Origin of the sequence: Streptomyces sp. NPDC001270 (assembly GCF_042896695.1) — a bacterium.
In the GTDB taxonomy this organism is placed as follows: Bacteria; Actinomycetota; Actinomycetes; order Streptomycetales; family Streptomycetaceae; genus Streptomyces.
Map to the genome: position 1 here is coordinate 145,198 of NZ_JBIAXM010000010.1, position 11,830 is coordinate 157,027.

Sequence of the window (11,830 nt, forward strand, 5' to 3'; positions counted from 1 at the left end):
TGGGGGTGAGCCCTGCAGGCTTCCAGTGGCGCACAGGTTCACGCCGCTCACACCTGAAGGTGAAAAGAACGCCGCCGAGACTATGTCTTCAAGTTCCGAATACACCAGTCCGCGCAGTGTGAGCTTTCAGGCACCGCGCGGCGGAATTAAGTTCAGCTCTTGAAACCGAGGTCAGTGGAGTCGCTGGGAGATGACCTTCGACACGCCGTCGCCCTGCATGGAGACGCCGTAGAGCGCGTCGGCGACCTCCATCGTGCGCTTCTGGTGGGTGATCACGATCAGCTGGGACGCCTCCTGCAACTCCTGCATGATGCGGATCAGCCGCTGGAGGTTGGTGTCGTCGAGGGCGGCCTCGACCTCGTCCATGACGTAGAAGGGGCTGGGCCGGGCCTTGAAGATGGACACCAGCAGGGCGACCGCGGTGAGCGACCGCTCCCCGCCGGACAGCAGGGAGAGCCGCTTGACCTTCTTGCCCGGCGGCCGGGCCTCGACGTCCACGCCCGTGGTGAGCATGTTGTCGGGATCGGTCAGCACCAGCCGGCCGTCACCACCCGGGAAGAGCCGGCTGAAGACGCCCTCGAACTCCCGTGCCGTGTCCCGGTAGGCGTCCGTGAAGACCTGCTCGACCCGTTCGTCGACCTCCTTCACCACTTGAAGCAGGTCGGCGCGGGTCTTCTTCAGGTCCTCCAACTGCTCGCTGAGGAACTTGTGGCGCTCCTCCAGCGCGGCGAACTCCTCAAGGGCGAGCGGATTCACCTTGCCGAGCTGCTGGTACGCCCGCTCGGCGGCCTTCAGCCGCTTCTCCTGCTCGGCCCGCGCGAACGGCCGCGGCTGGTTGCGCGGATGCTCCGGATCCTCCGGCAGCTCCTCCCCCTCGGCGGGCGGGGAGGGCGGTACGAGCTGGTGCGGGCCGTACTCGGCGACGAGCCCGGCCGGCTCCACGCCCAGCTCCTCCAGCGCCCTGGTCTCCAGTTGTTCGATCCGCAGCCGCTTCTCCGCGCCCAGCACCTCGCCCCGGTGCACCGAGTCGGTCAGCTTGTCGAGTTCGGCCTTGAGGTCGCGCCCCGTGTTCCGGGCGGCGGCCAGCTCCTGTTCCCGGCGCGCCTTGGCCGCCTCCGCGGCGGCCCGCTCCGCGTCGGCCCGGCCCAGCGACACCTCGACGTGCGCGAGCAGCTGCCGTGCGCCGGAGGCGACGGCCTCGGCCACGGACGCCTCGTAGCGCAGCCGGGCCCGCCGCTGTTCGGCACGCGCGCGTGCCTCGCGTTCCGCGCGGGCGCCCCGGTCGAGCGCGTCGGCCCGCCCGGCGAGCCCCTTGACCCGTTCCTCGTGGGTACGGACCTGGAGCCGGGCCTCCATCTCGGTCTGCCGGGCGTTGGCGCCGTCGGCGGCGAGCCGGTCCCGCGCGGAGGTGTCCGGCTCCTCCTCGATCGGCATCTCCTCGGCGACGGCGAGCCGTTCGGCGAGTTCCTCCGCCTCCTGCACGGCTCTCTCCAGCGCCTCCTGCGCCCGGGCCGCCGCCGCCGCGGACCGCTCGGCCTCGCCTGCCGCGCCGCGCGCCTGCCCGGCGAGCCGGCCGAGTTGCTGCGCGACGGCCGACTTCTCCCGGTCGGCGGCCCGGCGCCGCTCCGCCAGTTCCTCCACCAGCCCGGCGCACTCCCGGCGCCGCTCCCCCGCCGCGGCCTGCGCCTCGGTCAGCTCGGCGCAGCGCACGCCCAGCTCGTCGAGCTGGGCGGCGGCCTCGTCGACGGACGCCTGCACTTCGAGCAGGCTCGGCGCCCCGGCGGACCCGCCGTGCGCCACATGGGCGCCGAGCAGATCGCCGTCGGCGGTGACCGCGGTCAGCTCGGGATGCGCGTAGACCAGGTCCTCGGCGTCTTCGAGGGTGCCGACCACGACGACGCCGCGCAGCAGCCGCCGCACGGCGGGCAGCAGTTCGGCGGGGCCCTGGACGAGGTCGGCGGCGTACGGCGGTCCGTCCGGGCGGGGTTGTCGCGGTGCGTCGTCGGGGGCGCCGCCGAGCAGCAGCGCCGCCCGGCCCGCGTCCTGTTTGCGCAGCAGCCGGATGGCGTCCGCGGCCGCGGCGGGTGTGGTCACCGCGACGGCGTCGGCCGCCGCGCCGAACGCCGCCGCCAGCGCGGTCTCGTGGCCCGGCGCCACGGTGAGCAGTTCCGCCGCCGGGCCGAGCACTCCGGTGAGCCGGTCCTTCGCTCCGAGCAGCGCGCCGGTGCCGTCCTTGCGGCGCAGGCCGAGCGCCAGCGCCTCGTGCCGGGCCTGGGTCGCGGCGCGTCGGCGTTCGGCCGCGGTGGCCGCCTCGCGTGCGGCGGCCAGCTCGGACTCCGCCTCGGCCAGCGCCGTCCTCGCCGCGTCGTGCCGCCCGGCGAGTTCGGTGTCGCCCGCGTCGAGGCCGTCGACCTCCGCCTGGAGCGACTCGTACTCCTCCTGCGCCCGCGCGGCCCGCTCCTGGGCCTCGTCCCGGGCCACCGCGAGCCGGTCGATCTCGGACTGGGCCGCGGCGGCCCGCGAACGGGCCGCGTTGACCTGCCCGTTCAGCCGGGCCAGGCCCTCGCGGCGGTCGGCGATGGCGCGGGCCGCGTCCTTCAGGCGCCGCTCCTCAAGGGCCAGCTCGCGCTCCAGTTCGGCACGGTGGCCGACGGTGTCGTCGAGGGCACGCTGGGCCGCTTCCAGGGCGGCCTCCAGCTCGGCCTCCTGCTCGCGGATGCGGGCGGCCTCCCGCTCCATGTCCTCCGGGTCCCGGCCGCGCCGTTCCTCGGGCGGCGCGGAGGTGGCGCTCTTGACCCGGGCGTCGGCCAGCGAGATCGTGCCGCGCACCCGCTCGGCCAGCTGGGACAGCTCGTACCAGGTCTGCTGGGCGCGCTGCAACCGGGGAGTGAGCCGGCGCACCTCGTCCTCCAGCAGCCCTTCGCGCTGCAACGCCTTGCGCAGTTCCTGCTCGGCGGCCTCCTTGCGCTCCTTCAGCGCGGCCTCGTCGGCGATCTCGGTCCTGAGCGCCTCGCGCAGCCGCACCAGGTCGTCGGCGAGCAGCCGCAGCCGGGCGTCCCGCAGGTCCGCCTGGATGACGGCGGCCCGGCGCGCGACCGCCGCCTGCCGGCCCAGCGGTTTGAGCTGGCGGCGCAGTTCGTCGGTGAGGTCCTGCACGCGCGCGAGGTTGGCCTGCATCGCGTCCAGCTTCCGCAGCGCCTTCTCCTTGCGCTTGCGGTGTTTGAGGACGCCGGCGGCCTCCTCGATGAAGGCCCGGCGGCCCATGGGGTCGGCGTGCAGCACGGAGTCGAGCTGGCCCTGGCCGACGATGACGTGCATCTCGCGGCCGATGCCGGAGTCGGACAGCAGTTCCTGGATGTCGAGGAGGCGGCAGGTGTCGCCGTTGATCTGGTATTCGCTGCCGCCGTTGCGGAACATGATCCGCGTGATGGTGACCTCGGCGTACTCGATGGGCAGGGCGCCGTCGGAGTTGTCGATGGTCAGGGACACCTCGGCCCGGCCGAGCGGCGGACGCCCCGTGGTGCCGGCGAAGATGACGTCCTCCATCTTGCCGCCGCGCAGCGACTTGGCGCCCTGCTCGCCCATGACCCAGCTGAGCGCGTCCACGACATTGGACTTGCCCGAGCCGTTCGGCCCGACGACGCACGTGATCCCCGGTTCGAACCGGAGCGTGGTCGCCGAGGCGAACGACTTGAACCCGCGCAGGGTCAGGGCCTTGAGGTGCACGCCGGTGGACTCTACCCGCCGCCGCTGTTCCACTCCACGAACCCTCGCAACCCCGCGGTTTCACGCCTGAACATGCAGGGCACACCAGACGTTAAAGAGGGTGAAAGGATGCGCGGGGGAGAGAATGACCGGGCAAGTAGGAGCCGGGCAAGAAAGAAGGGACGCCGAAGCGTCCCTTGCCACTCTGACAATTTAGCGGTTGACACGGGCAGCCCGATCACTGCGTGTGCTGGTCGTGGAGCGGTGCAGCGATCAGGTGAGCGCAGGCTCCGCCTGGTGTGCGTCGATGCTCTCCATGACCCTGTCGTGAGAAGCGGCAGCCGTCAGCGCCTCGTTCTCCGCCTGGATCCGTACGAGCTCGGATTCCAGGTCCTGGACGCGCTGCTGGAGCCGTCGCATCTCGGCAAGGAGTCGAGGGTCGGAGCCGCCGACGTAACCGAGAAGCGCCTTTGCCATGATGGATGGTCCTCCACACTGAGTGACCGACCGAATCGGTGTGGGTCGTGAGGGATTCGCACCCGCGGTGCTTGGCACTGCCGAGTGTTGCTCTGCTGTTCCTACATGCCAAACAGCTAAGGTGCGCGGGGCTTTCAGCGTCTCACCAAAAAGTTTGACGGTCAACACGATCACGCCCCGTGTCGGCGGACGACCCGGGGACACGGGGCCGGAAGAGGGGCCGCGCCGCGTCCGCCACGGGGTCCTCGGGGCGTGGCGATCAGTGGTAACGGGGGAGCCTGCCACGACCGACGGTCCTTGGCAACCACCTGGGCGTTTCCCCTTCGCGCAGGTGCCCCGGGCACGTGCCGCCGTGGCCGTCCGCCCGTCGGGCTCAGCGTACGGCGAATCCCTCGTAACCCCCGCGGGGTGTGTCCCAGATCTCGGTCACGCCGTCCACCCGCCCGGGCGTGTCGCCGCCCTGGAGCCAGTCGAGCAGCCCCTCGCAGTGCGCCCGCGGCCCTTCGGCGACCACCTGGACGCGTCCGTCCCCCATATTGAGGGCGAAGCCGCTCAGGCCACCGATCTCCAGCGCCTTGGCCCGGGTGAACCAGCGGAAACCCACACCCTGGACACGTCCGCGCACCCAGGCGACCAGCCGTACGTCGTCGCTCATGGCTGCAACCTAACGGGCCGATCTCTCCGAGAGCACATCCCGCCCGGACGCCATGCGGTACCGTCCCCACCCAATGAATCTCATATGAATCTCACTCGTTCGAGTGAGATTGGTTGACCCACGGGTTCGCAGGGGGGGTCGACCGCGAGACCGAGGGAAGGCCAGGACATGGGACGCCACCGACGCTCCGCCGCCGGCCGCGCCACCGGGGTCATACCGCCGCGCGGCTCGGCCCCGCAGGACCCCGACCCGCGGTACGCGTACGCGGGCGACCGCACCCCCACGCGCACCGCCCCCCGTCCGACCCCGCAGACGTACGCCGCGGCCGACGCGCAGAGCACGGCGAGCACGGCGTACCTGTACGCGACGGACGACGGGTACGGACAGCGACCGGACGACGCGTACGGGCGACAGCCCGTCGGCGGGTACGGGCGGCAACCGGACGGTGGGTACGGACGACAGCCCGGCGACGGGTACGGACAGCGACCGGAACAGGCGGACACGCGGGGCCCGGGCGGCGACGGGTTCTCCGCGCCGGAGTTCGCTCCCGTCGACGACGACGGGCCCCGCGAGCGGGGGCACCGGCGGAAGAAGAAGGGTGCCGCGACCGTGCGCACGGGTCTGCTCGGCGTCTCCGCCGCCGTCGCCCTCGGTACCGTCGCGGTGGCCACGGGGGTACTGCCCGGTCTGGACGGCTACCGGACCGGCGGCACGAGCGACGGCGACCAGGTGCGGGCCGACGGGGTGCCGAGCAACACGCCGACGGAGCAGGGCGGCACCTCCGGCAGCGCCGAACCCGGCCGCGACGGCTCGGCCGGTGGCCGTGCCACTCCCCGGCCGTCCTCGTCCGCGCCGTCCGCCCCGGCCTCGTCGGCGCCCGCCCCGGCCAGGACGCCGTCGAAGCAGCCGACGGCCACACCCGCGAAGCAGCCGGCCGGGAAGCCCACGACGCCTGCGGCGCCCGCGCCGGCCCGGCGGACGTCGGCGCCCGCGAAGGTGTCCGCCGCGACCGCCGCCGAGGCACAGGTGCTGAAGCTGGTCAACGAGGAACGGGCGAAGGCAGGGTGCGACGCGCTGACGGCGAGCGGTTCGCTGACCCGGCTGGCCGAGGCGTTCAGCGCCGACATGGCCGCCCGGGACTTCTTCGACCACACCGACCCGGACGGGAGGACCCCGTGGGACCGGGCGTCCGCGGCCGATATCTCCGGCCTCGGCGGCGAGAACATAGCCCGGGGCCAGGCCGACGCGGCCGCCGTGATGGAGGCGTGGATGAACAGCCCGGGGCACCGGGCCAACATACTGAACTGCGACTTCACGACCCTGGGCGTCGGTGTCCACTTCGGGTCCGGCGGCCCGTGGTGGACCCAGGACTTCGGCCGCTGACCGGCCGCTCCGGCACCGCCGGCTCCTGGTCGCCGCAGCCTGGCGGCCGGGCGCTGCACTCACCTACGCTGGCGCCATGTCCACGACCCAGGAGCGAACCGAGGAGCCCCCAACCCAGCGCCTCCCGTACGACGTGTTCGCCAAGGCGTGTCCGTCGCGCGGCACGCTGGAGCACGTCACGGGCCGTTGGGGCGCGCTCACCCTGGGTGCCCTGCACGAGGGTTCGTACCGCTTCAACGAGCTGCGCCGCCGCGTCGACGGAGTGAGCGAGAAGATGCTGTCCCAGACACTGCACGCGCTGGAACGCGACGGCCTGGTGCACCGCGAGGCCCGGCCGACGAGCCCGCCCCGGGTGGACTACGAACTGACGCCGCTGGGCCGGGAGGTCGCCGGGCGGCTGCTGGCCCTCATCCAGTGCGTGCAGGGCTCCATGGACGACGTCCTGACGGCCCGCGCGGCGTACGACGCCCGCGCCGCTACGGTGTGACGCGCGGCGCGCGCTGGCACTTCGGGCAGAAGTAGCTGGACCGGTTCATCCAGGGACGGCGGCGCATCGGCGTCCCGCAACGGCGGCAGGGCAGCCCTTCGCGCCCGTACGCGTCGAGGGACCGGTCGAAGTATCCCGATTCGCCGTTGACGTTGACGTACAGGCTGTCGAAGCTGGTGCCGCCGACGGCGAGGGCCGCGTTCATCACGTCCCGCACATCGCCCAGCAGTCCGGCCGTCTGCGGCCGGGTGAAGTGCGCGGTCGGACGCTCGTAGTGGATCCGGGCCCGCCACAGCGCCTCGTCCGCGTAGATGTTGCCGACGCCGCTGATCAGCGACTGGTCCAGCAGGGCCCGTTTGATGGTGGTCCGCTTGCGGCGCAGCGCCTGGTGGAACGCCTCGTCGTCGAAAAGTGGGTCGACGGGATCGCGGGCGATGTGGGCGATGACGTCGGGCAGCCCGTCCGGGGTGGTGGGATGCAGGGAAAGTCCGCCGAAGGTGCGCTGGTCGACGAAGCGCAGTTCGGTACCCAGGTCGTCGGCGAACCGCACCCGGATCCTGAGGTGCTTCTCGTCCGGCGCCTCCTGCGGCTGGACCAGCAGTTGGCCGCTCATCCCCAGGTGGGCCAGGACCGACAGGTCCGTGTCCGCGAGCGGCAGCCACAGGTACTTGCCGCGGCGGCCGGCCACGCCGACGCGATGGCCCCCCAGGCGGTGCGCGAAGTCGTCGGCGCCGGCCACATGACGGCGTACGGCGCGCGGGTGCAGCACCTCGGCGTCGGCGACGGTGCGGTGGGCGACCCACCGTTCCAGGCCCCGGCGTACGACCTCGACCTCGGGCAGTTCGGGCATGGGACCCCCGTGACGGACGGTGCGGGAAGCCGACCGCCCGCCCCTCGCAGGGGGCGGGCGGGCCGGATGTGCTGGTGTCAGGCGGAGGCGGCGGCCGCGTCGGTGTCGTCGCCGGTGGGCGCGTCGGCCGCGGCGACGGCCTCCTCGGCCGGCTGCCCGGTCTTGGCACGCTCGTCCGCGGCGGCCCGGATGGACCGCCAGGCGGACTCGGCGGCCTGCTGCTCCGCCTCCTTCTTGCTGCGGCCGGTGCCGGTGCCGTACGAGACGCCTCCGACGCGGGCGGCAGCAGTGAAGGTCTTCTCGTGGTCGGGTCCGGTCTCCGTGACCAGGTACTCGGGCACGCCGAGCCCCTCCATCGCGGTCAACTCCTGGAGGCTGGTCTTCCAGTCCAGGCCGGCTCCGAGGTTCGAGGACTTCTCGATCAGCGGGTCGAAGAGCCGGTGCACCAGCTCGGACGCCGCGCCGAGGCCCTGATCGAGATAGACCGCGCCGATCACCGCTTCCAGGGTGTCGGCGAGGATGGACGCCTTGTCCCGGCCGCCCGTTCCCTCTTCACCACGGCCGAGCCGGATGAAGGAGCCCAGTTCGAGACCGCGGCCCACCTCCGCGAGCGCCCGCGAGTTCACCACCGCGGCCCGGAGCTTGGCCAGCTGGCCCTCGGGCAGATCGGGGTGGGTGCGGTACAGCGTGTCGGTGACGACGAGGCCGAGTACGGAGTCCCCGAGGAACTCCAGCCGCTCGTTCGTCGGCAGACCGCCGTTCTCGTACGCGTAGGAACGGTGGGTCAGTGCTCGCACCAGAAGGGCGGACTCAAGCTGGTAGCCGAGCCGCCCTTCCAGAAGCGTGTGGGACGAGGCCGTGTTGTCCGCTGGTCCGTTTCCGCTCACGCGGGAAGAGTTCTTCTTCGGTGTGGACACAGTGCCTCTCACCAGCCGCTCAGACCTCTAGAACCTGGCGCTTGTTGTAGGTGCCGCACGACGGGCACGCGATGTGCTGCTGCTTGGGCTCGTGGCAGCGCTCGCACGCAACCAGGGTGGGGACCGCAGCCTTCCACTGCGACCGGCGGTGGCGCGTGTTGCTGCGCGACATCTTCCGCTTCGGAACAGCCACGGCTACTTCTCCTGCTTCTCGTCGACGCCTGCTCCGGCGCCGCCCATATCGTCCTTCTCGCCGTCCCTCATGGTGTCGGCGAGTCCCTGCAAAGCCGCCCAACGGATGTCGGCGGCGTTGTGGTGGTGGTCCGGTTCGTCCGCGAGCCGCGCTCCGCATTCGGAGCACAGACCCGGGCAGTCGTCCCGGCACACCGGCTGCATCGGCAGTGCGAGCACCACCGCATCGCGCAGCAGAGGTTCGAGGTCGAAGAGTCCGTCCTCGACGAAGTACCTGTCCTCGTCGTCCTCGGCGTCGTCGCCCGGTTCCGCGATCACGCGGCCCCGGTCGTCGGCGTCAGGGTACGAGAACAGTTCCTGGAAGTCCGCTTCGAGCTCCAGCCCGACCGGCTCCAGACACCTTACGCACTCCCCCTCGGCCCGTGCACGGGCGGTGCCTGTGACGAGCACACCTTCCATGACCGATTCGAGCCGGAGGTCGAGCTCCACCGGGCTGCCTTGCGGCACTTCGACGACCCCCCGGATACCGAAGTCCTTGGGGGCGTCGATCGTGCGGGTCAGCCGCTGCAGCGCGCCGGGACGCCGCCCCAGCTCATGCGTGTCGAACACGAGTGGGTCACGGTGGTCGAGGCGGGCGTTGGCGGACATTCCTGCTTTCGATCTTCTGAACTCGGTGGGTCACCGCCCGGAGTGCTCCGGGGCAGCGCTGATCACGCACGTAGCCGTGACCGAACAGCCAGAATACTGGACCTTCCGCTGTCGGCCCAATCCGGTGCCCGGCTACAGGCCCCGGCCCTGCTCGTACGCCCGCAGTTGTTCCGCGCTGATCATGCTGGTGTCGAAGAGGCTGGTCTCGTCGAGGGCGTAGCCCTGCTGGGGCTGCTGCGGGTCCTGGCCCTGGTCGTAGCCGGTCTGCTGGACGTCGTAGCCCTGGAAGGCGGCGTCCGCGGTCTGGGCGTAGCCGGGCGCGACGGCGTAGGGGTCGGCCTGCTGGACGGGGGCGCCTCCCGCCGGAGCGTAGCCGGAGGTGGGGGCGTACGGGTCCTGCTGTGCGTAGCCCTCGTGGCCCTGCTGCTGCGGGAAGGCCCCGTACGGGTCCTGCTGCGGTACGGGGACGCCGCCCGCCGGTGGGTAGCCGGAGGCGGCGGCGTACGCGGGCTGCGGCTCGTAGGGCGTGCCGGGCTGCTGTTCGTACGGTGCGGCGGGCTGCTGGTGCGCGCCGGGCTCGGTCGACGCGTCCGACGGTTCCGCGAGGCCGGCCAGGTAGTCGGCGTCGCTGGAGTGCCTGAGCGTCGTCGGGTCGTCGGCGAGGGCGCTGAGGTCGTCGGTGGCGATGCGGCCGTGCAGCTTCTGCCGGCCGCGGCCGACGGCCTCCAGGGTCTTGGCCAGGACCGCCTCGAAGGCGCCCAGCTTGACGTCCACGTACTCGTCGGCGGTGCGCCGCAGGGTCTCCGGGTCGTGGCTGCGCTCGGGGGCGTCCGCGTCCTCGTAGCCGGCCTCGTCGAGGCCGGGGCCGGTGCCCAGCAGCTTCTCGCGTCCGCGGCCGACGGAGCCGAGGGTCTTGGTGAGGACGACCTCGAAGTTCGCGAGCTTGGAGTCCACGTAGTCGTCGGCCTCGGCCCGGATCTCCTCGGACTCCTGGCGGGCCGCGGCGAGGATCCGGTCCGACTCGTCCTGGGAGCGGCGGGCGATCTCGGTGTCGGAGATCAGCGAGCCGCGCTCGGCGTGCGCGTGCTGGATGATCTGCTCGGCCTCCTGGCGGGCCTGCTCGACCATCTGCTCACGGCCGCCGATCAACTCCTGGGCCTGGGCGAGGGAGCCAGGCAGGGCCTGACGCACCTCTTCGAGCATCGCGAGCAGGTCGGCGCGGTTGACCACGCACGACGCCGACATGGGCATCGCCCGTGCGCTGGAGACCGCGGTCACGATCTCGTCGAGCTTCTTCTGCACGTCCACCTGTGCTCGCCACTCTCTACAGCCGGGTTGGAGACGGACGGAACGACTGTAGTCCCATCAGTCCATGAGTCCCATCAGTCCCTGCGGAGACGCTCGTTGAGGGCGTCGAGGACCACCGGGGGCACCAGGTGGGAGACGTCACCGCCCCACGCCGCGACCTCCTTGACCAAGGAGGAGGAGAGGAAGCTGTAGGTGGGGTTGGTGGGGACGAAGAGGGTCTCGACGCCCGAGAGGCCGTTGTTCATCTGGGCCATCTGCAGTTCGTAGTCGAAGTCGCTGACGGCGCGCAGGCCCTTGACGATGGCCGGGATGTCACGCTGCTTGCAGAAGTCGACGAGGAGGCCGTGGAACGCCTCGATGCGTACGTTCGCGTACTCGGCGGTGACCTGGCGGATCAGGTCGATCCGCTCGTCGATCTCGAACAGGCCCTTCTTGGACTTGTTGATCATCACCGCGACATAGACCTCGTCGTACAGACGGGAGGCGCGGGAGATGATGTCGAGGTGTCCGTTGGTGATGGGGTCGAACGACCCGGGACAGACGGCACGGCGCACTTGTGATCCCTCGCTCTCCGGTCCGGTCATCGTGCGTCTTCGTACGGGGAAGCGGCGCGACCGTACCAAAACGTTCCCTCGCCGTAGCGACGGGTCCGGATCGCTTCGAAGCCGCCCGGCCAGTGGAAATCCCCGCCTCTGGTGCTGCGTTCCACGGTGACGAGGGCTTCGGCCGCGAGCCAGCCCTCCGAGCGGAGTGTGAGCAGAATCTCCCGAAGATCGTCGTCCGACACGGCGTACGGGGGGTCGAGGAAGACGAGGTCGTACGGCTCGGCCGGCGCCGGGGTCCGGACGACCTGTTCCGCCTTGCCCGCCCTGACCTCGGCGCCCGGCAGGCCCAGATTCCGGGCGTTCTCGCGGACCGTGCGGGCGGCCCGTGCGTCGGCCTCGACGAGCAGCGTGTGGCCGGCGCCGCGGGACAGCGCCTCCAGGCCGACGGCGCCCGAGCCCGCGTAGAGGTCGAGGACGCGCTCGCCGTCCAGGGGGCCGCCCAGCAGGGACTGCCAGGTGGAGAAGAGTGCCTCGCGGGCCCGGTCGGAGGTGGGCCGGGTTCCGTTGCCCGGCGGAACGGCCAGTCGGCGTCCGCCGGCCCGGCCGGCGATCACGCGGGTCATCTCGGGTCCTTGTCGGGTGCTGGGCACGGGGTGCGTTCGG

At 71.9% G+C, this 11,830-nt stretch carries 12 protein-coding genes; 2 read left to right on the forward strand and 10 right to left on the reverse strand.

Annotated features, from left to right (window positions below; all coding sequences use genetic code 11):
• Positions 1-171 precede the first annotated feature (171 nt).
• From smc to ACFY2B_RS18875, 3 genes are all read right to left on the reverse strand, one after another.
• Entirely contained in the window at positions 172-3,726 is a 3,555-nt protein-coding gene (gene smc, locus ACFY2B_RS18865; RefSeq protein ID WP_390764233.1) for a chromosome segregation protein SMC, read from the reverse strand.
• Between the two features lie 252 nt (positions 3,727-3,978).
• Complete coding sequence (locus ACFY2B_RS18870) at positions 3,979-4,182, reverse strand: hypothetical protein (protein ID WP_376533258.1); 204 nt, start codon at positions 4,180-4,182, stop codon at positions 3,979-3,981.
• Positions 4,183-4,555: 373 nt separating this feature from the next.
• Positions 4,556-4,837 carry an acylphosphatase gene (locus ACFY2B_RS18875; RefSeq protein ID WP_390764234.1) on the reverse strand — a complete coding sequence of 94 codons (282 nt, stop codon included), beginning with the start codon at positions 4,835-4,837 and terminating at the stop codon, positions 4,556-4,558.
• A gap of 168 nt (positions 4,838-5,005) precedes the next feature.
• Between ACFY2B_RS18875 and ACFY2B_RS18880 the strand changes: the two genes are divergently transcribed.
• Together ACFY2B_RS18880 and ACFY2B_RS18885 are read left to right on the forward strand one after the other, a co-directional pair.
• Positions 5,006-6,220 (forward strand): CAP domain-containing protein, encoded by a 1,215-nt coding sequence (locus tag ACFY2B_RS18880; protein WP_390764235.1) that lies wholly within the window; start codon positions 5,006-5,008, stop codon positions 6,218-6,220.
• Positions 6,221-6,296: 76 nt separating this feature from the next.
• The gene (locus tag ACFY2B_RS18885; RefSeq protein ID WP_390764236.1) at positions 6,297-6,707 is read left to right on the forward strand and encodes a winged helix-turn-helix transcriptional regulator; all 411 of its coding nucleotides are present in this window, start codon (positions 6,297-6,299) and stop codon (positions 6,705-6,707) included.
• Here ACFY2B_RS18885 and mutM read toward each other — a convergent pair.
• The 7 genes from mutM to rsmD all read right to left on the reverse strand — a co-directional run bounded on the left by mutM (position 6,697) and on the right by rsmD (position 11,790).
• Entirely contained in the window at positions 6,697-7,557 is an 861-nt protein-coding gene (gene mutM / locus ACFY2B_RS18890) for a bifunctional DNA-formamidopyrimidine glycosylase/DNA-(apurinic or apyrimidinic site) lyase (RefSeq protein WP_390764237.1), read from the reverse strand. The genes ACFY2B_RS18885 and mutM overlap by 11 nt on opposite strands.
• A 77-nt stretch (positions 7,558-7,634) precedes the next feature.
• Entirely contained in the window at positions 7,635-8,486 is an 852-nt protein-coding gene (gene rnc, locus ACFY2B_RS18895) for a ribonuclease III (RefSeq protein WP_390764238.1), read from the reverse strand.
• Positions 8,487-8,493: 7 nt separating this feature from the next.
• On the reverse strand, positions 8,494-8,667 hold the full coding sequence (gene rpmF, locus ACFY2B_RS18900) for a 50S ribosomal protein L32 (RefSeq protein ID WP_003951102.1): 174 nt from the start codon (positions 8,665-8,667) through the stop codon (positions 8,494-8,496).
• Positions 8,668-8,669: 2 nt separating this feature from the next.
• Positions 8,670-9,314, reverse strand: coding sequence for a YceD family protein (locus tag ACFY2B_RS18905; RefSeq protein WP_390764239.1), 645 nt, complete (start codon positions 9,312-9,314; stop codon positions 8,670-8,672).
• Between the two features lie 132 nt (positions 9,315-9,446).
• Entirely contained in the window at positions 9,447-10,622 is a 1,176-nt protein-coding gene (locus ACFY2B_RS18910) for a cell division initiation protein (protein WP_390764240.1), read from the reverse strand.
• 74 nt (positions 10,623-10,696) lie between these two features.
• Entirely contained in the window at positions 10,697-11,176 is a 480-nt protein-coding gene (gene coaD / locus ACFY2B_RS18915) for a pantetheine-phosphate adenylyltransferase (RefSeq protein WP_390764370.1), read from the reverse strand.
• Positions 11,177-11,202: 26 nt separating this feature from the next.
• Positions 11,203-11,790, reverse strand: a complete 588-nt coding sequence (gene rsmD, locus ACFY2B_RS18920) for a 16S rRNA (guanine(966)-N(2))-methyltransferase RsmD (RefSeq protein WP_390764241.1) — start codon at positions 11,788-11,790, stop codon at positions 11,203-11,205.
• Positions 11,791-11,830: the final 40 nt, after the last annotated feature.